This window comes from Acinetobacter courvalinii, assembly GCF_014635545.1.
Lineage (GTDB): Bacteria > Pseudomonadota > Gammaproteobacteria > Pseudomonadales > Moraxellaceae > Acinetobacter > Acinetobacter courvalinii.
Window position 1 is genome coordinate 431,635 of the sequence record NZ_BMDA01000001.1, and the last position, 22,718, is coordinate 454,352.

Here is a 22,718-nt window from a genome sequence, read left to right on the forward strand (position 1 = left end):
CTGCTAAATTGACGAGTCTCGAACAAGCGTTAAATTTAAGTCGGTCAATGAAAATCTAGAGTCGTCTGGCTACAATAATAAATAGATGCTGCTGATTTAAGAATAGGGTCAATAGAATAAAAAATTTACGCAAATTTTACGCCGCCGAGTTTTGAAGATTACTAAAATATCATTTTGAAGATCGTTCCTATAGGTAGGTTAATGGGTTTATTTAATACCGACAGTCAAAGTAATCACCTGCATAACATGCTTCTTAATCAAAAAAGTGTCTTTACAGGTTATACAACCGAGGCTTTGGTTGAAAAGTATCCTGAGGAACCAGTTGAAATACAACGAATGATGGTTCAGATTCTAAAAGAAAGAGGCTATAGCTCGATCGAAATCCAGCAGATGCTTAAGCAATAAAATAGTTGAGCACTGGCAAAATCCATATAAACCGAGCTCAGTTACAACACGCGTCATTAAAAATATTGCCTGCCATAACCTGATATAGAACATTGATTATGCAAAGTACTGTAAAAAAGACAGCATTGCCTGCCACGGCATTAGCTGCATTAGGCGTGGTTTTCGGGGATATTGGGACCAGTCCTTTATATGCCTTAAAAGAGTCTTTTCATGCCGCGCATGGACTGGCGATTCAGCCCGGCAATGTCTTGGGGATTCTTTCAATTATCTTCTGGTGCTTGATGCTGATTATCAGCATTAAATATATTGCCATCGTGATGCGTGCCGACAACAATGGCGAGGGCGGCATTATGGCTTTACTGGCCTTGAACCTTCGCAAGGCCAGAATCTCCGATCATAAAAAGATTTATCTGATTGCAATTGGTTTTATCGGCGCCTCTTTATTTTTTGGCGACGGGATCATTACTCCGGCCATCTCCGTACTTTCGGCCGTTGAAGGCTTATCTATTGCCACAAATGTACTGGATCCTTTTATTGTACCGATCGCGCTGGTCATCGTGCTGACATTATTTTTAATGCAGAAACAGGGCACCGCTTTTGTGGGCAAGTTCTTTGGCCCGATTACACTGCTATGGTTCCTGTCACTGGGTGTTCTCGGGATCGTCAGCGTGATACAGACGCCCTTGGTGCTTGGGATGATTAGTCCGCACTGGGCGATACAGTTTATCTTTACCCATCCGGTACAGTCATTTTTTATTATGGGCGCCGTAGTCTTAACCGTGACAGGGGGCGAGGCGCTGTATGCAGATATGGGACACTTCGGTGCTCAACCCATCCGATTTGGATGGTTTAGTGTGGTTCTTCCATGTCTGGTTTTAAACTATGCAGGACAAGGCGCCTTGCTGTTGCGTAATCCTGCTGCAATCGAAAATCCTTTTTATCTGCTGGTTCCGGGCTGGGCCTTGTATCCCATGATCATACTTGCGACCATGGCGGCTGTGATTGCGTCGCAGGCGGTTATTTCCGGCGTCTTTTCTCTAGCACGTCAGGCAATCCAGTTGGGTTATTTACCTCGGCTAAGTATCAAGCACACCTCTGATCAGGAGGCGGGCCAGATCTATGTACCTTTTCTAAACTGGTTACTGCTGGTTGCCATCGTGGTGCTGATTTTGATTTTTAAAACCAGTTCAAATCTGGCTAGCGCCTATGGGCTTGCGGTTACCCTGACCATGCTGTGTGACACCATTTTGGTGGCAGTCTTTATTTACTATGGATGGAAATGGAGCTTACCTAAAGTATTTCTGCTGATCATTCCATTTTTCATTCTTGAATCGGTTCTGGTTGCTGCGGCCTCTTTAAAAATATTCTCAGGTGGTTGGGTGCCGTTATTAATTGGTGCTGTCGCAATGATCATTCTCATGACATGGAAGCGAGGTCGGGAGCTTACTTTTGCCAAGCTTGAGCACGATACCTTATCACTGGAATTATTTGTGAAAAGTATCGGGAATAGCGTCCCTCGTGTACCGGGTGATGCCGTGTTTCTGACCGGAACGCCTAATGTGGTTCCGCATTCAATGCTGCATAATCTTAAACATAATAAAGTGTTGCATGAACGCAACATTCTGGTAACGGTCGTGGTTGAAGATGTACCTTTCGTTGCACAACAGCAAAGGATTAGCGTTGAAACCCTGGATGAGCATTTTTATCGCATCAAGATTTTCTATGGTTTTAAAGATGAGCCGGATGTACCGCAAGCCTTGGTTCAGGCCTATGAACAATTAGAGTTTGAATATGATGTGATGCAAATCAGCTTCTTTATTTCACGTGACCGTATTGTGCATAGCGTGGGGGAAGGCATGTCCCCTTGGCGTGAGCGTTTATTTATTTCCATGCAACGTAATACCAGTGCTGTCAGTGACTTTTATCATATTCCAACCAACCGTGTGGTCGAGTTGGGAAGCCAGATTGAAATTTAACGCTAGATGTAAATCATTCGCTTAGCTGCAGCATGCGTGCTGCCGCTGAGTTCCGGTCTAGAGCGGATCAAGCCGTTATTCAACAATCAGGAATATGGCAATGCACGATGATAATCTACTTTTTTACAGCTTAAGTTAGCCTTATATCTCAGGGAGATGACATACATACTGGATGATCTCGCATCCATGCTTAGCATCTCGTCATTATGCCCTTTTAAATCAATAGCAGTATCCTGTACAGGCACGTGAGTGACAGATCATACAAGAAATATTGATAACAAAATCTGGATTGAAAAATGGACAAAATAATTTTATTTTTTTATTAAAAAGGAGTGGATTATGAAATATTTTTTATTAGTCGTGACCTTGTTGGGCAGTGTGGGACTAACTGCCTGTGCTGTGCATACCCGTGAAGGAAGTATTGTGGTGGATCCGGAAGGACGACTCAATGATGGCCGTTATTATGACGGGCATGGCAATGGTCGTTTCTGTCCTCCGGGACAAGCTAAAAAGGGCAACTGTTAGTTTATTTTATCTGATGAATAAGCTCATCTCATGATGGGCTTGTTTATTTTTAAGCTTGATCTTGATTGGAGCGACTCAGGCATAATCAATTCAGTGACGTAAATTGTCACAAATAGACAGAACCGTATAGACAGAGCAACGCGATACTTTGTAAAATGCACTAAATTTAAGCGTAAGCCTATAACAAGATGTTGAACAATATATTTCAAGCCTTAGACAGCTTAGGGCTTACTGCACAAAAACGTGCCTTACATATTTTATTTTCAAATCAAGATTTAAATACGCAAATCTTTTTGCAGCGTATCGATGGGCAACACCAAATCAATGCCGGGGTTGAAGCTGAACTCATCTGTCTGTCGACCAATGCGACCATTCCACTCAAACAATTTATTGGCAGTCAGGTTGCCGTTGATCAGGTCACAGATACAGGACAGCTATTCCGTACCACCGGCATTATTACTCAAGCATTGCAAGGACAATCGGATGGTAGCCTGACGGTCTATAAGCTGACTTTGCAAGATCCGACGGCACTGTGGCATAAACGCCGCAACTCCCGTGTATTCATGAATAAAAGTGTGCGGGACGTTGTTGAACTGGTGTTTAAGGAGTGGCAACAGAAAAGCCCGCTCTTTGCCGCCAGTCTGACACTAGATTTAAGCGGGCTAAGTCAAGACTACGATATTCGCCCATTTATCATGTCACAGAATGAAAGTGATTATGATTTTCTGACTCGCCTGATGCGTAGCGAAGGGATCAACTGGCTGATTGATGAAGCGCAATTGACAGTACCGAATTCAAATAGCGCCATTCAGCCGCAGCGATTAAGACTGATTGATGACAATGCCCAGTATCAGGCGCTGGATCGACGTAAAGTACAGTACCATCGTAGCAGTGCAACGGAACAATTTGACTCGATTACCAGTTTTATCGGCAACCGTTCCTTACAACCGACTTCGGTGTATGTGAACCGTTGGCAGCCTGATGCCTTAGACATGGATGAAGGCACCGGTTCGGTCCTTACCACCCAGCAACATTCAGAACAGCATGATGCAACCCGCTTGGCGCTGGAAGATGCATGGCACTTTACGCCTGCATGGATGCAAGACCTGAATAACGAAGATGGCGCAACGCCTTCAGGCAATCAACAGGTTGAACGTTTCAATCAAAATCTCAGTCATTACCATAATGCACAGGCCAAGCAATTCATTGCCCAGTCGACTCTACGTGATGCACAGGTGGGCTACTGGTTTGAGTTGCATGACCATCCTGAAATTGATCAACATGCTGGGGCAGACAAGGAATTCCTGATTACAGGCAAGCATTTCTATAATCAAAACAACTTGCCAAAAGATCTGCATCAGCAAATTGACCAGCTCTTGGCACAGAGTCAGTGGCAACCTAAACAGTTCAATACAGATAACACAGAAGAACGCCAAGCCAATCAGCTCACACTACAACGCCGTCAGATCAAGATTGTTCCGGCATACAATCCTCAGCAGCATCGTCCCGAAGCGTATCCGCAACGGGCCAAAGTGGTCGGGCCTAGTGGTGAAGAAATCCATGTCGATGAATGGGGACGCATTAAAGTCAGATTCCTGTTTACCCGTACAGAAGACCATAGCCACGATGGGGGTGCAGGTGCCAACGACAACGATACTGACTCTGCATGGATCGATGTGTTGACGCCGTGGGCAGGTGAAGGCTACGGCGCACGTTTCTTGCCAAGAATTGGTGAGATTGTGGTGATTGATTTCTTTGACGGTAATATTGACCGTCCCTATGTGGTGGGGCGAATTCATGAAGCACAACGGAGTCCGACCAAGTTTGACAATGCCGGCAAGCTGCCGGATACCAAGAAACTGGCTGGGATTAAATCCAAAGAAGTCCAAGGCGAAGGCTTTAACCAACTGCGTTTTGATGACACCACGGGACAAATCAGTGCACAACTACAAAGCAGTCATGCTGCCACTCAACTGAATCTCGGTAAACTCAGCCATCCCAAAGACAAGGCTGAAAGTGAAGACCGAGGTGAGGGTTTTGAGCTGCGGACCGATCAGTGGGGGGCAGTACGTGCAGGTCAGGGTTTACTGCTGAGTACACAGAAACAGGATCAGGCCCAAGGCGAACATCTCGATGCGCAGCCAGCCAAGCAACAGATCGAAGGCAATCAAAGCAATGCCAAAGCCTTAAGCGAAGTTGCCAAGAACCAGCAAACCGATGAAATTGAATCCTTAGAACAGTTAAAAGACTTTGCTGATCAGATTCAGGACAAGATCGCAAAATTTGAAAAAGCGTTATTGCTGTTGAATTCACCTGCGGGGATTGGTCTGAGTACCAGTGAAGATATTCATCTTTCTGCGGATGGACAGATCAATCAGATTGCGGGTGATAGTATTAATCTGAGTACCCAAAAGAATTTCGTTGCACATGTTCAGAACAGGATTAGCCTGTTTGCGGCACAGAATGGCATCAAGCAGGTCGCTGCCAAAGGTAAGTTTGAAGTTCATGCCCAGTCGGATGGGATGGACTTACTTGCCAAGCAAGGGATTCAGATTATTTCCACCGAAGACCGCATTGAAATTACCAGCCCTAAAGAAATTGTATTTACTGCGCAAGGTTCGCAACTCAAGCTGAATGGTTCAGGGATTTTTCCGACTACAGGTGGTAAGTTTGAGGTGAAAGCGGGGCAGCATTTGTTTATGGGTGGGGCGAGTGTTAGTGCCCAATCCAGTTTGCCACCACCACCAAAACGTGGACACGGGATATTGGAGTTGCTGCACGATTATAAACATGGCGAGTTTGTGAAACAGGGTGGCTATCAGGTTATTGATTCACTGGGTCAGCAGTTTTCCGGACAGTTGGATGATAAAGGTTTTGTAAGGATTTCTGGACTGGCAACGGGTGCAGCAAAAGTTGTATTTGAAGATGATAAACGTGATCCGTGGGCGGAATCCAGTGACTTTAAACGCCCGCCAATGTGGCCAAATGAAAATGACCCTGATGCGCAGACCTTATTAGGCAAAGCAGAAACAGGTCTAAAAAATGCTGTTAGCAGTGCCAAGAATGCTTTAGGTCAATCCTTTACCAATCCTTCTTCTGTGCTAAAAACGCTTGAGACTGCAAAGCAGTTGAAAGAGAGGGGAGCAAAGGCTTTATTGCCAATGCTACAGCAGGGAGTTCAGTCGAACCTGACAGAACAAGCAAATAAACTATTGGCTGATCAGGTCAAAGACAATCCATTGGCGCAAAAAGTGATGAAAAATATGAGTAGTCCTTTAGACAGTCTATCCCAGTTAAAAAATCCATTGCGTACGCAACAGAACCTAATTGCAAGCGATAAAAAGACTAAAGATCCGTTCGATGCAACGCGTTTTGATTTTAAAAATTAAGCTTTGAGAATGATGAAAGATGGCAACACCACCTAAGAAGACCAACAACCAGCAAAATAAACAGAGTGTAAGAACCAATACTGGACAAGTTGCGGTTGTGCCTTTAAACAAAATGTATGCTGCTGATGTCAAAGCAGGTATGAATAAAATCAATTCATGGTTGAAAAAAAATACAAATGACTATGTCGATTTAAATACCATTAAAAGTGTAGCAGGCTCACTTCCAGTGATTGGTAATGCAATTGCTTTGGTCGATGCGGTTTATGATGTTGTCGATATCAGTAAAAAACCAAACCCTGGTTTTGGAGATTGGCTGAATCTTGGTTTAGATGTGATTGGTATTATTCCTGTACCGCCAACCATGGCAACAATGCGCATGAGCTTGAGACCGACTTTGAATCTGGTTCGTCAAAAAGCAGGCGGGGTAATTTCCGATACTATCTTGGTGATTTTAAGTGATCACTTAAATGAACGTATTGCAGGTGAACTCGATCAGTTTGCGGCAAAAGCTCAACCGCTTGTCAAAGATATGATGCAGCACTGTGGAACAAAAATCACCAGCATCAGTAATGATTTTGCCAACGGTATACAAAAAATATTAAATGGTCACGTCTTTAGTTCAGCAGGTAATGTTAAGCAAGCACAGAAACAACTTAATAAAGTCAGTTTAGATAATTTACAGCGTAATCCTAAAGCTACTTTCAATAATGCTGTAGATGGTTTGACGAATTTATGGAAAGCGAGTGTTAAGGAAAATATTAACACGGTTGCCAAAGGTGTTTCATCGGTTGTGCCAGCCAGTGCGAAACAGCCAATTCAGCTGGTCATTACAGGGATTCGTGGTTTTGGTAAAAAAGCGCCGCAGTTCTTGATGACTTTAGCCGATCCAGGCAAAGCAATGAGTATTGCCTGGTTACTTAATGTCTTATTAAAAGCGGTGCAAAAATTCAAATTAAAGAAAAAAGCCACAGCCAATATTACTCAGAAACAGGTTGCTAAAAAAGAAAAGAGTCGACCGAGTGGGGAACTGGAAAAAACCAATCACCAAGCCAAAGCTAAAAACAATCCAAATGAAGTGACATGTGCACTGAATTTAGGTGGTGGAAAGACCAAAACAGGTACTAAAAAACATATTACTTATGCATTGGGAACTGAGTTTTTAACTCATCAGGATGCATATGTGTCTGCGATTGAAAGTTTTATTTTAAATCGAACCTATGCATCGAATTTGTATCAATTAGATCAAGGCGAGTTCGGGGCAAGATGGTTGACCTCTTTTACCACCCGAATTGTGCCGCAAAGTGAATATATTGAGGAAACGGAACAACAGACCGCATATATCAAACCGTTGGCAGGGCTGGAATATATTGGTCCAGACGCACGCCCTGTCAAATTACCTCAATTAAAAGTGGGCGAAAGCTTTCACAATCAAACAGAAGATTTTTACTATAGTGTGATCTCTGAACATATTCAGATGATTTCGTATCAAAAAGAAGAAAAGCATATTTTTGAAAAGTATCAAGATTATTATCGCTTATCTGCGATTGAATATAAAAATGGGGTGACTTTAGCGGTTCGTTATGACCATCAATCAGGTGATCATTCATTTATTTCGGATGTATTGATTAAAGAGAAGCAAAAACTATTGGCGCATGTCGCTTTCCAAGTCGATGCACAAGGCCGTATTGAAGATGCATGGTTGGTGGAAAATGGGCAATTGCTTCGTCCGCTTGCGAGCTATAACTATAATTATAAAGGCGATTTAATCGAGGCCATTACTGAAAATGGCGCAAGCTATCATTATCAATATGAGCATCACTTATTAAGTCGTTATACCGATCTAACGGGTCGTGGTATTAATCTGGAATATGACGGGATTGAACCCACATCGAAGGCCTTTCACGAATGGGCTGATGATGGCAGCTCTGAGAGCAGACTGGCATGGGATGAAAATATCCGTTTAACCTATGTAACGGATGCCTATGGGGCAGAAACTTGGTATTACTATGATATTGATGGCTATACCTATCGCATCATTTATCCTGATGGATTGGAAGAATGGTTCTTCCGTGATGATTTTGCCCGTGTCACCAAGCATGTTGATCGTGACGCCGCGGTAACCATTTATGAATATGATGAAAGTGGCAATATTGTCAGTGTAACCCAACCTGACGGTTCAAATTTATATTATGCTTATGATGACAAACGTCAATTAACAGGTATGGTCGATGCTGAGCAAGGGCGATGGTTTAAGGAATATGATGCTCAGGGCAATATCAGCAAGGAAATCGATCCGCTAAAACGTGTAACAGAATACAGTTACAATTCTTTGGGTTTACTCACTTCGATAAAAGATGCCAAAGGGGGCTCCAAGCAGTTAAAGTATGATGATCAAGGCAATCTGATCAGTTATACCGACTGTTCGGGCAAAACCACAACATGGCAGTATGATGAACGTGGGCGAGTAAAATCAGTTGAAAATGCCTTACAGCAGAAAGTTGAATATTTTTATAGTGATTTAAGCACAGAATCACGTGAACCGATTATTAAAGGTTTGCCACTGAATGCTTTTGGTCAGCTTGAAAAAATCAAACATGCCGATGCCACGGAAGAACATTTTGTGCATGATGCCGAAGGGCGTTTATTGGCGCATGTCGATGCCAAAGGACAACTCACGCAATATCAATATGACGCGGCAGGACTGATTTCATCTCGTACGGATGCCTTGAAGCATACGTTGAAATATCAATGGGACAAGCTAAATCGTCTAAAACGTTTGACCAATGAAAATGGGGCAAGCTACGAATTTTTCTATGATGTTGCCAGTCGCCTGATTAAAGAAATTGATTTTGATGGTAAAGAAACCCTGTACAAATATGATGAAACAGATGGTAATTTATCCAGCAGTATTGAGGTGGCCTCTGCATTTGGGCAGGACTTAAAAGATCGGACTGCACCGAAAGATCGTATTCAACAATTCCTATTTGACAGCATGGGACGACTGGAACGGCGTCAGGCAGGCTATGGCTATACCGAGCAGGAATTAGAACAAAAACAGGTTGAAGAATTTGCCTATAACAATAATGGTCAATTGATTCAGGCTAAAAATAATGAGAGCAATCTCCAAGCGTATTACGATGTCGTCGGTAATCTGGTGAGAGAGCATCATCAAGATTATCAAACGCATAAAACTGCGGTGTGGAAACACAGTTATGATGAAATTAATGATCGGATTAAAACCATACGCCCAGATGGACAACAGGTTGACTGGTTAACTTATGGCAGTGGACATGTTTATGGTTTGGTCCTGAATGGTGAAGATACTGTCAGTTTTGAACGAGACGATTTGCATCGTGAAACTGTTCGCCATTATGCCAACGGGATTAGCCAAGAGCAGCATTATGATGAACTGGGGCGTCTGACTCAGCAGCGCGTGCTGAATGGGCATGAATTTGCATATACATCGCCGCAGCAGGCAATACAGAACAATGCCATTCAAGAAACTGAACAGTTGATTCAGCGTTTATATCAGTACGATAAAACGGGGCAATTGCTCAATATTGCAGATACTCGCCGGGGCAATATCCAGTATAAATACGATCCTGTCGGTCGTTTACTTGAAGCCAATAGTAAGCTGGGCAAAGAAACCTTTAGTTTTGACCCTGCGAGTAACATTATTGACCGAAATCATCATCAAGAACCGAATGCAGCCGCAACAGCAAGTCTTGCTTATGGTTATAACCGTTTGGTGAATAATGTTGTTAAAGCATATCTAGATCAGCAATATCAGTACGATGCTTATGGTCAATTGGTGCGTCAAAAGTCATCTAAAGGGGACTTGTACCTTGAGTGGGATGCTTGTGGGCGGTTGATCAAGAGTCGTAATACAGAATACACTGCGGAGTATCGTTATGATGCTTTAGGACGACGTATTCAGAAACGCAGTAAGCAGCATCATACTGGGCATGAGCAAACGGTGATCTATGGGTGGGATGGCAATACTTTGGCCTTTGAATCCAATGAACAGATCACCAAGCATTATGTGTATGAGAAAGATAGTTTTGTCCCTCTATTGCAAGCAATCTATCGTGAACCGATTGAGCTTGTACAGACACCTGATTGGACAGATCAGCCTTATCATATTGCCAAAGATCCTTTATGGCGTAAGACCGCCCCAGCAAAATCTTTAAATGATATTTGTTTCTATCATTGTGATCATTTGGGTACACCTCAGGAGATGAGCGATGCTCAAGGTCAAATGGTCTGGAAAGCTGAATATAAGGCATGGGGCGAGCTCGTGTCAGCAAAGTCAGCATCTAACTTTTTTGAAAATTCAGAAATCGTCACCAATAATATCCGCTTCCAAGGGCAGTATTTTGATGAAGAAACAGGTTTACATTACAACCGTTATCGATATTATTCGCCCTATGTAGGACGTTTTATCTCTAAAGATCCGATTGGATTGTTGGGCGGGAATAACGTTTATGCTTATGCGCCGAATCCTGTAAGTTGGATTGATCCTTTAGGTTTAGCTAAGAAGAAGAAGCAAAACAATGTATCAGAAACAAATAATTGTAAGGATGATTGTGGGGGGATATTACTATTAGACCCTAAAGATATTAATTTTGCTCAAAGATCAGTGAACCCAAAATTTGATACACCAGATGGAAAAGTTTCAATTCAAAGCTCAATTAATAACGGTGCAGCTCAAGTTGCTAATTTTCCACCTATTAGTGTAATTAATGTAAAAGGTCAATGGGTTGCAAGAGATGGTAATAGTCGTTTATTGATTGCAAAGTCTACCAAGGCTACATCTATAAGTGCTATAGATGACTCAGGATGTTTAGATAAAAGAAAAGATCTAAATTCGAGATTGAGAAATAATGGGTTACCGAGCCAAGGTACATCAAACTTACCAAAATACTAGTTTTAAAGAAGAGTTGTTATGATTGTTGAAATAGAAATTCCCTTTTGGCAAGATCCCCAATGTCATGTTTTTACTCAACATTATCGGGATGATTTAATTACCTATTTTACATGCTGGGATGATAATGCTGAGCTGATAAAAAATAAACTCGGAGAGATTTTTTTTAATGATGTTTTAAGTGTCAAAATTGAAAGTAAAATTAGAAGTTACCTAGTAGATGAGCCCGAGTATAGATCATCTATATATGAGGTTTTAGATTCTAAAGTGATAAGGAAATACTTAAAGAAAAGAGAGAAATGGGAATATTCTAAAGTTAATATTAAAGATTATAGGTGCTTTGTTGTTAACAGTCATGATTATCAAATTGTAATTATAGCAAAAAAATATACATTTAAATTAATTTCAGTTGATCCACATACAGATGTGATATATAAAAAAATTTTAGAGCTAAATTGAAAGTGAACTACTGGAATAAAAACAATTATACTGCAAGTTAATTGTTTTTTATTTTTAAAGTTAAGTATTTTATTCAGTTTTTTTTCTGAAAAATTATACTTTTTATGAAACATAAAGAAGGTCTTTTTAAGAGGGTTATAGCTTTAAACTCTAATTTTGATTAGGTAGGTGTAAATATTTGTTGGGTTTTTATTGTGTGCTTGGAAGTGTTTATAAATGGGTCGTAGTTTAAACGTATTAAATATTTATGCAGGAAAAACTAGCTCTGGTAATACTAAAGCAGAGGAAGTCCTTGTAGAAGATATAGATGTAAACATTTATAAGCTACTATCTGCCCCAGGCTTGGCTCTAAATTTAGCAAAAGGCGATATTTTTAAATTTTTTAATAGCGGAGAACCCGTAAAGGTTATACATCGAGGTGGGAATTTTAATATACATATTTATGAGGCGAATTTAACTCTTGAGGATTATGAAGACTTTAAGAATGAACTTTTAGACTATTTAGAAGGAACTATAGATGGTTTGAGTGGGAATAATATGGCTATTACTGTTCCATCAACTCAAGGTATCCAAAGAGTAAATAGTTTTTTTATAAACTTTAGTGAAATATCAGGTAATAGCTGGGCTTTTACTAATATTTATAAAAATTATGAAGATTTTGATGATGAAACATTACTGGGTTGGTGGGATAAAAAGTGTTAGTTGATTGTTTGACAATGGCGTTTCACTATCAAGCACTTGAACAAGCACTAGATAAAAATGAAAATTTAAGCAAAGATGAACAAGAAAAATTTAAACAAACAATGAGTACGATATCTAAAGATTTATATGCTTTGTATCCATTCAAATATTTCTAAAAAATCATTTTGTTGAGTAGATGCGGGTTGAGGAATGTTGAGATAAAATTTAACTTGCCCAATATAACCGAGAAAATCTACATCCATGTATATTTTCCCAATTTAAGCCTTATTGCCTTACCAACTCCACTTGTCCTGTATGCCAACCCCCACCTAAAGCACGGATGAGGTCTACACTGGCAATCATGCGACTACCATGAAGCTGTGCAGCGAGTTGCTCTTGCTGCAAGATACTTCGGTCAGAATCGATCACATCCAGATAACTAATGCTGCCTTCACGATAACGCAAATGTGAAAGCTGATTGGCATGTCGGGATGAAGCCAGTGCTTGGCTCTGAGCCTGTATTTGCTGATCCAGAATACGCTGATCAGATAAGCCATTTTCAACTTCACGAAAAGCATTCAGCACCGTCTGCCGATAATTCGCTACACTTTGCTCATAACCTGCACGCGCTTGAGCGATACCCGCCTTACGTTGCCCACCATCAAATAACGGTAAAGATAAAATTGTGCCCGCAACAGGGCCAAGTAAAAAAGTCCGACTCGACCATTTACCTAAATCTCCTAAACTCGCAGATTCATAACCCAGCGCACCAGTGAGATCAAGTTTGGGAAAGAAGGCAGCACGGGCAATACCGAAGCGTGCATTATCGGCGGCCATTGCGCGTTCTGCGGCAGCGATATCAGGACGACGTTCAAGCAAGGTCGAAGGTAAACCTGCAGGGAGGCGAATCGCTGTAGCGGACAATGGTTGAATCACCAAGCTAAAATCAGCAGGCGGTTTGCCGAGTAATACCGCCAGTGCATGTTCGGTACTGGCACGATTCCGCGCAATGCTGAGCGCAGTGCTTTGGGCGGTCGAGAGTTCAGTTTGTGCGCGAGAAACGTCCAGATCACTGACCAAGCCATTGCGATAACGTGCTTGGATCAAATTTTGATTCTCAGTCAGTAATTTGATGTTTTGCGCATAAATGGCCTGTTCAGCATCGAATTGACGAATCAGAAAATAAGCTTGGGCAACATCGGCTTGCAGTGCTAACAATGCTGAATGATACAAAGCTTCTTGTTGCTGCACATCAGCCGTTGCGGCATTGACACTACTAGCAATCCGTCCAAATAGGTCCAGTTCATAGGAGACATTGGCTTGTGCTCGCCACAGTGTCCGTGCCGATGTCGATGCATCTGTATCGAGTCCTAAAGAAGCGGGTGAGGGCTTTTGACGGGTCGGGCCAAAACCTGCGCCGATGCTAGGTAAACGTTCAGCTTGTGCAGCAGACCTCAAGGCGCGTGATGCCCGAATATTGGCTGCTGCCGCTTTTAGATTCTGGTTGCCTGCGATAGCCTGTTGTTCTAGCTCATTCAGTTGTGGATCATTAAAAATCTTCCACCACTCACCGCGAGATTGTGCATCGGCAGGTTGCGCGATGCTCCAGTTCGGATCGTTCAACTTAGCATCAGCTTCCTTAAATTGCAGTGGAATCACCACCTTGGCAGGCTGATATTCAGGTGCCAATGAGCAGCCTGCAAGCAGCAGGCTTCCCATGAGTGAGGAGAGTATCCAGTGTGGTTTTAATCCTGTCATGGCCTGCTCCTTAATGATCGTGTGAACTGTGCAGTGGTGCTTCATGCACAGCTGCCGAGAGCAGTTTATGTTTGCTGTTCAGGGTACGAATCAACACATAGAAGGCAGGGGTCAGGAACAAACCAAAGAAGGTCACCCCGATCATACCAAAGAATACCGCAACACCCATGGCATGACGCATTTCAGCACCTGCACCTGTTGATGTGACTAGTGGAACCACACCCATAATGAAGGCGATTGAAGTCATCAAGATCGGACGCAAACGTAAACGGCTGGCTTCAACCGCAGCATTGAATGCGGTCGCGCCTTGCATTTCCAGTTCTCGGGCAAATTCCACGATCAAGATGGCATTCTTACAAGCCAGCCCGACCAGTACCATCAAGCCGATTTGGGTAAAGATGTTGTTATCACCGCCTGTGAGCCAAACCCCTGTTAGTGCCGCCAAGATACCCATTGGCACAATCAGAATCACGGCTAATGGCAAGGTCAGGCTTTCATATTGCGCCGCCAAGACCAAGAACACTAACAGTACACTGATCGGGAACACCCACAATCCGGCATTACCTGCCAAGATCTTTTGATAGGTCAGATCGGTCCATTCAAATTTTACCCCACGTGGCAAGGTTTCAGCGGCAATGCGCTCAACCGCAGCTTCGGCTTGGCTGGATGAATAACCTGGTGAAGGACCGCCGTTAATATCCGCTGCGGTGTAGCCGTTATAACGCACCACCATTTCTGGGCCATAGGTTTGAGTGACATTGACCAGAGAAGACAGCGGCACCATTTGTCCTGCATTGTTACGGGTTTTAAGCTGTAAAATATCTTCAGGATTGGCACGGAACGGCGCGTCGGCTTGGGCACGTACCTGATAGACACGACCAAAACTGTTAAAGTCATTCACGTATTGTGAACCGAGATAAATCTGCATGGTATTAAATACATCAGTCACGGCAACACCTTGTTGCTTGGCTTTAACTCGATCCAGATCAACATTCAATTGCGGTACATTGATTTGATAACTAGAGAACATTGGCCCCAATTCAGGTGCAGATTGTGCCGCCTTCATAAAGGATTGCGCTGCGTTATTCAATTCGGCATAACCTAAAGCACCACGATCTTCGAGCTGGAGTTTAAAGCCGCCCATTGTGCCGAGACCCATCACTGGTGGTGGAGGGAATACTGCAATATAAGCATCTTGAATCGCGGCGTATTTCTGATTTAAAGCACCTGCAATCGCATTGGCAGAAAGATCGGCTGCTTTACGTTCAGCGAAAGGTTTTAAGGTGACAAATACAATCCCTGCGCTGGAGCTGTTGGTAAAACCATTAATGGATAAACCAGGGAAGGCCACCGCACTTTCTACACCAGGTTGTTTCAGCGCGGCATCGCTCATTTTACGAATCACGGTTTCGGTTCGATCCAGTGAGGCACCATTCGGTAATTGGGCAAAGCTGATCAGGTATTGCTTATCTTGTGCGGGCACAAAGCCACCCGGAACGATATAATAAATTCCGATGGTCAGACCAAGTAAAGCTGCATACACACCCATCGCTGAGGCTTTATGGGAAATCACCCGACTGACACCACGACCATACTGATCCGATGCGCGTGAGAATACGCGGTTAAACAGGGCAAAGAAGCGTCCAAAGACACGGTTCATTACACGGGTCAGGACGTCTGGTTTGGCATCATGACCTTTCAGCAACATGGCGGCCAATGCAGGAGACAGAGTGAGTGAGTTGAAAGCCGAAATCACAGTGGAGATGGCAATGGTCATGGCAAATTGCTTATAGAATTGGCCCGTTAATCCAGTCATAAAGGCCAGCGGGACAAACACGGCAACCAGTGTCAATGCAATCGCGATAATGGGGCCACTGACTTCACGCATGGCACGGTAAGTCGCATCTCTTGGACTGAGTCCTGCTTCAATATTCCTTTCAACATTCTCCACCACCACGATGGCATCATCGACCACGATTCCGATGGCGAGTACCATACCGAATAGTGACAGGGCATTGATCGAATAACCAAAGGCTAGCATCAAGGCGAAGGTACCAATGATTGAAACAGGCACTGCCAGTAAAGGAATAATTGAAGCACGCCATGTTTGTAAGAACAGGATCACCACCACAACCACCAGTGCAATCGCTTCAAGCAGGGTATGAATCACTGCTTTGATACTTGAACGCACGAATTGGGTAGGGTCGTAAACGATATCGTATTTAATTGAGGCTGGAAAATCTTTGGACAGTTCCGCCATGGTGCTACGCACTTGGTCAGAGACCTGTAAGGCATTGGCACCCGGTGCCTGGAAAATTGGAATCGCCACGGCCTGTTTATTGTCCAGTAATGAACGTAAACCATATTGCGAAGCGGCCAGTTCAACCCGGGCAACATCACCCAAACGCGTTACTGCACCATCCGCAGCCGTTTTTAAAATAATATCCGCAAATTCCTGTTCGGTACTTAAACGACCTTGTGCATTCACCGATAGCTGTAATGGTGAATTGTTTGGCGCTGCACCAATGGTTCCTGCGGCAACCTGAATATTCTGTTCACGAATGGCATTGACGATTTCAGTCGCGGTGAGATTACGTTGAGCCACCTTTTGTGGATCTAACCACACGCGCATGGCGTAATCACCCGAACCAAACAGGCCGACTTCACCTACACCTTGTAGGCGTGCTAAACGGTCTTTGACATTGAGCACGGCATAGTTACGCAAATAGGTCATGTCATAGCGATTATCCAGTGAGGTGAGATGCACCACCATGGTCAAGGTTGGTGAACTTTTTAACGTGGTCACACCGAGACGTTGTACATCTTCAGGCAAACGAGGCAGGGCTTGAGACACCCGATTCTGCACCAGTTGTTGTGCCTTATCTGGGTCAATCCCGAGCTTGAAATTGACGGTAATGGTCAGGTTGCCATCGCTGTTGGCCTGAGACTGCATATATAGCATGTTCTCTACGCCGTTGATGGATTCCTCCAAAGGAGAAGCAACCGTTTCAGCAATCACTTTAGGGTTGGCACCCGGATATTGGGCACGCACCACCACAGAGGGTGGCACCACTTCTGGGTATTCAGAAATGGGCAGTTGGAAAAGGGAGAGTAAGCCCGCCAGTAGAATCAGGACGGACAGCACCCCGGCAAAGATCGGGCGATCAATAAAAAACTTGGAAATATTCATGAGGATTAACCTTTTGCCGAAGTTGGGGTTTTTTCTGAAGGCTGAGGTTGTTGTGCTGTGTTATCGGCAATGATTTGAGGATTCGGCATAGCAATGAGGTGAGGTTTGACAGGATCACCCGGACGGATGCGTTGTAAACCATTTACGACAATGCGATCACCAACTTGCAGACCGCTATTGATGATTTGTAGGCCATCTTGTTGCGCGCCGAGTTTTACTTCACGGTACGCAGTTTGATTTTTGGCATCCACTACAACCACAAAACGTTTGTCCTGATCGACACCAATCGCAGTTGGACTAATCAGAATGGCTGCGCGGGGTTGTCCACCGCCCAGACGAATGCGGGCATACAGTCCGGGAAGCATTACGCCTTTAGGATTATCGAAGGTAGCGCGGACACGGATAGTGCCTGAGGTGGTATTTAAATTATTGTCGATCGAACTGATATAACCTTCACGGCTAAAACCAGATTCATTGGCAAGACCAAGATAAACAGGGACTTGGGCTGAACTGCGTTGATTGCTGATGTATTTTAAATAAGTCTGTTCATCGACATCGAAAGAAGCATACAGACGTGATACCGAAACCAAACTAGTCAGTATCTGTGCGCCATTACCTGCTGAAACCACGTTACCTACTGTGACTTCGGCACGGGAAATACGCCCACTGACAGGGGCAGTAATACGGGTATATTCCAGATTTAAACGGGCGGTTTCCACTGCGGCTTTGGCTGCCTGTAAATTGGCATTGGCTGAGCGTGCTTCATTTTGCGCTTGATCAAGTTCTTGACGGGCAATCGCATTACTTTGAATTAAACGCTGGTTCCGGTCTAGATTTGCTGAGGTGTAGGTGACTTGTGCTTCAGCAGAAGCCATTTGCGCTTTGGCGCGATTCAGTTCTGCTTCAAAAGGGCGAGGATCAATGGTAAACAGCAGGTCGCCTTTATTTACTAAACTGCCATCTTTAAAATGCACGGCAATCAGTTTGCCTGAAACTTGTGGACGGACATCGACTTGATCGATGGCTTCGAGACGTCCCGAATATTCTTGCCAGTCGGTAATGGTCTGACTGACGACATTGGCTATATCAACGGTTGCTGCAGGTGGTGCGCTTGTTGTTGAAGTCGCTTTGGCATCTGCATTTTCTTGGAAGAGAATAAAACTGCCACCTGTTGCAAAAACGGCAATAATGACAGCAGACAGCGTCAGCTGTTTGCGGGAAAGTGACATGGGATGCTCCTGGTTATTTGAATCCCTGTTTTCAGACTTTTTGTTGTGGTCTGTATGGGAGAAACAGGTTTATGGAATGGAAGGAGCATAAAAGTTTGTCAATTACGAATAAATATACTAAATTTGATAACACTATTCGTATTTTTATAATAATTGATGCATAAAATCCAAAAAATGCATCAATGGGAGTGGCCCATGGATCTATTTCATGCAATGAAAGTCTTTAATAAAGTGGTTGAAACCAACAGCTTTAGTCTGGCTGCGGATAGTCTGGGGCTGCCACGTGCATCGGTGACCACGACGATTCAGGCTTTAGAAAAACATTTACAGGTTCGCCTGCTGAATCGAACCACGCGTAAACTGAGCCTAACCCCTGATGGTGCAGTCTATTATGACCGTAGCTTGAGAATTTTGGCGGACGTGGAAGATATTGAAGCATCTTTCCATGATGAGGAACGAGGGCCGCGAGGACGATTACGGATTGATGTTCCCGTTTCGATTGGTCGTTTGATTCTGATTCCAAGGTTGAGAGATTTTCATCAACGTTATCCCGATATTGATCTGGTCATTGGTATGAATGATCGCCCTGTAGATTTAGTGGGTGAGGCGGTAGATTGTGCAATACGGGTGGGGGAATTGCAGGATTCCAGTCTCATTGCACGCCGTATTGGTACGTTTCAGTGTGCCACGGCAGCATCGGCCTGCTATTTAGAAAAATATGGTGAACCAAAAACACTTGAGGATTTGCAAAAGAATCATCAAGCCATTCATTTCTTTTCCAGTCGTACAGGGCGTAATTTTGACTGGGATTTTGTGGTCGATGACCTGATCCAGAGTGTCAGTGTCAATGGGCAGGTGTCTGTCAATGATGGCGATGCCTATATCGATTTGGCGCTGCAAGGCTTTGGCCTGATTCAAGGACCACGTTATATGCTGACCAATCACTTTGAAGCAGGGACTTTAAAGGAAGTATTACCCCAATGGACACCTGCACCGATGCCGATTTCAGTGGTGTATTTGCAGAGTCGGCATTTATCGCACAAGGTCCGGGTTTTTGTTGACTGGGTGGCGGAGCTGTTTGCAGGATGTCCATTATTAGGCGGGAGTGCTTTGCCGCTGGATCAGAAATGTGAATTTGCCTGTGATCAGAAAAGTAGTCATGAATATACCATTCGTACTTTGGTGGAACAGCATAATATTGCTGAAGCAAGGGCATTGAAGACTTGAGCTAAGCAGGCCTAGCGAGATGGAAAGGATCATAAAGAGCTGCTTATATCACTCATAAATAATAGAAATCAGTTAAATTTGTTTGTTTTTGTTGGTCAAATGATAATAATAATGATTCTTGTTTATTTGTTAAAATATTATGGACAGCCAGATCAGAAAAACTGCTTTAAATATTGCGATAAAGTCAATCTTAATGTGGGGCGTTTTATCAAACAGTGCGCTTGCAGAAGAACAGCCTTTGGCCAAGGAGTCATCTTCAATCTTACCTACGATAAAAGTTACTGCGGAAGAAGATGAAAAAACTGAAGGGAATAAAAGTTTTAAAGCGAACTCATCTCGAAGTTCATCCAAGCTTAAACTTTCTTTAAAAGAAACACCTCAATCAGTCAGTGTGATTACACGAGAACAAATAGAACAGCGAAATCTAAATATTATCGATGATGTCCTTGCTGCTACACCTGGGGTAACGGTCACTAAAAGTGATAGCGAGCGTTCAAATTATTTTGCGAGAGGTTATGCAATTACAAATCGACAAATTGATGGAATGCCAATAGGTGAAAACAGTCCACGTGTAGATAGTTTTTTCTTTGATCGTATTGAGGTTGTGAAGGGTGCGACGGGTTTAACAGGGAGTACGGGAAATCCTTCTGCAACCATTAATATGATTCGTAAACGACCAACTAAAGAACTGTCGGGTAATGTAGCAACTTCATTTAGCCGTTGGAATAAAATTCGTAATGAAGTTGACGTTTCGATTCCATTATCTACAGACGGGAGTGTAAGAAGCCGAGTGATGGCAGCCCGAACTGAGGGTGATTCATATATGGATTACTACTCTCTAGAAACTTTGGCTGCAATGGCAATGGTAGAAGCCGATATTACAGAAAAATTAACGGGTAGTGTTGGCTTCCAGTATCAAGACAATCAGCCTCGTGGTTCGACATGGGGAACAGTACCTTACTGGAATCAAGATGGTTCGCTTGCCAATTTACCAAGAAATTTTAGCTTGGCAAATAGCTGGAACACCATTAGTCAACGAGATAAAACAGCATTTGCCGATTTGACCTATAAATTTGATAATAATTGGATGATCAAGGCTGCTGCCGCGTATTCACTATCCAAAAGTTTTTGGTTGATGTCCTATGGCGGTTCTGGTTTCCCGAATCAAAATGATGGGACTGGAGTAGGAGTATGGTCAACAGTCTATCCAACATCAGAATCTAAAAAAACCAGTTTAGAGCTGTATGCGAGCGGTCCTTTTCAGTTATTTAATCGCGAACATGAACTTATTATTGGTGCTAATGGCTTTGACCGTTCTACAGATAGTCCTTCAGGTCAGCTCAATGGTTTGGCGAGTGGCCAATTGACCTGTACTAAAAAAGTGAATGATGTCACTTTACCTTCTAATAATATTGGTGATACATGCGTGATTAATGATTGGCGTACATGGGATGGCAATGCAACCATTAAACCAGATTATACCGTTACGCCAGCAACCAAAGATGCCAAACAACGTAATTATGGGGTATATAGCACTTTAAAACTCAATGTTACCGATGAATTAAAATTAATTGTAGGTGGACGCTATAGTGATTATTCAGCGACGAATGGAACGAAAAGTGATGTAAAAGCTGATGCATTTACGCCTTACTTTGGAGTGACGTATGATCTTAATGATTTTATAACGGCCTATACCAGTTATACCGATATGTTTAATCCAAGTAGTCAAAAAGACCGTAATAATAGTTTCTTGGAGCCAGAAGTTGGTAAAAGTTATGAAGCAGGTTTGAAAGCAAGTTTGCTAGATAATCAATTACTGGCAACAGCTGCTGCTTTTTGGTCTAAAAAATCGAATGTTGCCATACTTGATAGTGAAGCAGTCGCTGCGGGTATTAAAACAGATGATGGTGCTGACCCAATGAAAGCATCAGGTGAGGGGTTAAAAATTGAAGGTTTTGAACTCGAAGCTATTGGGCAGATCACACCTAATTGGAATATTACAGCGGGTTATACCTATGTAAACAGCATAAGTTCAGAACAAGTAAGCGCTTCTACCTCTATTCCCCAAAACTTAGCGAAGGTTTATACCAACTTTAAATTACCAGAAGATTTATGGGATGGTGCAAATAAGGTAAACGTAGGCTTTGGGGTAAATTGGCAAAGTGAAGTAAAGCGCAAATGGGGTGGAGCACCATCGAATACAGATGGTTTTATTCGACAAGAAGCATATTTTCTGGCAAACGCCAATATTGGCTATGAATTAAGTAAAGATCTGAGTGCTAATATTCAAGTTACTAATTTATTTGATAAAAAGTACTATCAGGAAATAGGGTTTTATAATGGTGTGTATTGGGGAGAACCACGTAATGTAACCTTGTCTTTGCGAGCAAAATTCTAAATCATATATAAGAAAGATGTAGGCGAGCCACCAACTAAACAGTTCAGGTTTTAAAAATAAAAAGCACTCGGTACTAAAACCAAGTGCTTTTTATTTTAAAAATTTTATTTGCTAGGAACCGTTTCAATGACTTCATCTAGGACATAACGGATACTTGAGCCATCAGCGGGTGGATTCGGGATGTCATATTCTTTAACACGAATGAGGACTTGTTCATTGCTCTTATGCGTAAAACCTTCGATTCCTGCATAGAGATTTTCCCAATCTTTGCTCTTATATGTTTTTTGCCCATCTTTATAATCAAGTTGTTTAACTTGTAAGCAATCCATTTGTCCTGCTCCAGCATCACATTTTTGAGTTTTTGGAGAAATCTCAAGATATGAAACTCGGCTAGGCATTTGCTCTGCTCCCGTTTGTGCTGTGACAGATTTATCTTCAGGTGTGGGTTTGGTCTCAGTCTGTTTATTCGCGTCTTTTGAACAAGCTGTTAGCGCAATTGTTGTTAATGCTATAAATAAGATTTTTTTCATTTGTTTTCTCAATTATTGAAAAGTCTC

14 protein-coding genes are annotated in these 22,718 nt (G+C 42.9%); 10 read left to right on the forward strand and 4 right to left on the reverse strand.

The annotated features are described in order from the left end of the window. Positions 1 to 201 precede the first annotated feature (201 nt). From IEV39_RS01935 to IEV39_RS01970, 8 genes are all read left to right on the forward strand, one after another. A complete protein-coding gene (locus IEV39_RS01935; protein ID WP_005287500.1) occupies positions 202 to 405 on the forward strand; it encodes a hypothetical protein in 204 nt (67 codons plus the stop codon). Positions 406 to 503: 98 nt separating this feature from the next. Next, a complete protein-coding gene (locus IEV39_RS01940; RefSeq protein WP_005287497.1) occupies positions 504 to 2,381 on the forward strand; it encodes a potassium transporter Kup in 1,878 nt (625 codons plus the stop codon). Between the two features lie 339 nt (positions 2,382 to 2,720). After that, the gene (locus IEV39_RS01945; RefSeq protein WP_004773573.1) at positions 2,721 to 2,906 is read left to right on the forward strand and encodes a hypothetical protein; all 186 of its coding nucleotides are present in this window, start codon (positions 2,721 to 2,723) and stop codon (positions 2,904 to 2,906) included. Between the two features lie 188 nt (positions 2,907 to 3,094). Then, entirely contained in the window at positions 3,095 to 6,295 is a 3,201-nt protein-coding gene (locus IEV39_RS01950; RefSeq protein ID WP_005287493.1) for a type VI secretion system Vgr family protein, read from the forward strand. A 19-nt stretch (positions 6,296 to 6,314) separates the two neighbouring features. Further along, entirely contained in the window at positions 6,315 to 11,222 is a 4,908-nt protein-coding gene (locus tag IEV39_RS01955) for an RHS repeat-associated core domain-containing protein (protein ID WP_005287490.1), read from the forward strand. An 18-nt stretch (positions 11,223 to 11,240) separates the two neighbouring features. Continuing rightward, entirely contained in the window at positions 11,241 to 11,678 is a 438-nt protein-coding gene (locus tag IEV39_RS01960) for a hypothetical protein (protein ID WP_005287487.1), read from the forward strand. Positions 11,679 to 11,894: 216 nt separating this feature from the next. Beyond that, positions 11,895 to 12,380 (forward strand): DUF4265 domain-containing protein, encoded by a 486-nt coding sequence (locus IEV39_RS01965; RefSeq protein ID WP_005287484.1) that lies wholly within the window; start codon positions 11,895 to 11,897, stop codon positions 12,378 to 12,380. Between the two features lie 14 nt (positions 12,381 to 12,394). Further along, positions 12,395 to 12,535, forward strand: coding sequence for a hypothetical protein (locus IEV39_RS01970; protein WP_167510596.1), 141 nt, complete (start codon positions 12,395 to 12,397; stop codon positions 12,533 to 12,535). Between the two features lie 109 nt (positions 12,536 to 12,644). On the opposite strand, the gene IEV39_RS01975 is transcribed toward IEV39_RS01970, so the two are convergent. From IEV39_RS01975 to IEV39_RS01985, 3 genes are read right to left on the reverse strand one after another with little or no spacing between them, the layout of a single operon-like run. Further along, the gene (locus IEV39_RS01975) at positions 12,645 to 14,117 is read right to left on the reverse strand and encodes an efflux transporter outer membrane subunit (protein WP_005287475.1); all 1,473 of its coding nucleotides are present in this window, start codon (positions 14,115 to 14,117) and stop codon (positions 12,645 to 12,647) included. 10 nt (positions 14,118 to 14,127) lie between these two features. Beyond that, the gene (gene adeG, locus IEV39_RS01980; protein WP_005287472.1) at positions 14,128 to 17,307 is read right to left on the reverse strand and encodes a multidrug efflux RND transporter permease subunit AdeG; all 3,180 of its coding nucleotides are present in this window, start codon (positions 17,305 to 17,307) and stop codon (positions 14,128 to 14,130) included. A 5-nt stretch (positions 17,308 to 17,312) separates the two neighbouring features. Next, complete coding sequence (locus IEV39_RS01985) at positions 17,313 to 18,536, reverse strand: efflux RND transporter periplasmic adaptor subunit (RefSeq protein WP_005287469.1); 1,224 nt, start codon at positions 18,534 to 18,536, stop codon at positions 17,313 to 17,315. Positions 18,537 to 18,731: 195 nt separating this feature from the next. On the opposite strand from IEV39_RS01985, the gene IEV39_RS01990 reads away from it, so the two are divergent. Next, entirely contained in the window at positions 18,732 to 19,763 is a 1,032-nt protein-coding gene (locus IEV39_RS01990; RefSeq protein WP_005287465.1) for a LysR family transcriptional regulator, read from the forward strand. 139 nt (positions 19,764 to 19,902) lie between these two features. Next, complete coding sequence (locus IEV39_RS01995) at positions 19,903 to 22,161, forward strand: TonB-dependent siderophore receptor (RefSeq protein WP_005287461.1); 2,259 nt, start codon at positions 19,903 to 19,905, stop codon at positions 22,159 to 22,161. A gap of 104 nt (positions 22,162 to 22,265) precedes the next feature. Here IEV39_RS01995 and IEV39_RS02000 read toward each other — a convergent pair whose 3' ends face one another. Further along, complete coding sequence (locus tag IEV39_RS02000; RefSeq protein ID WP_005287458.1) at positions 22,266 to 22,691, reverse strand: DUF4377 domain-containing protein; 426 nt, start codon at positions 22,689 to 22,691, stop codon at positions 22,266 to 22,268. Positions 22,692 to 22,718 lie beyond the last annotated feature (27 nt).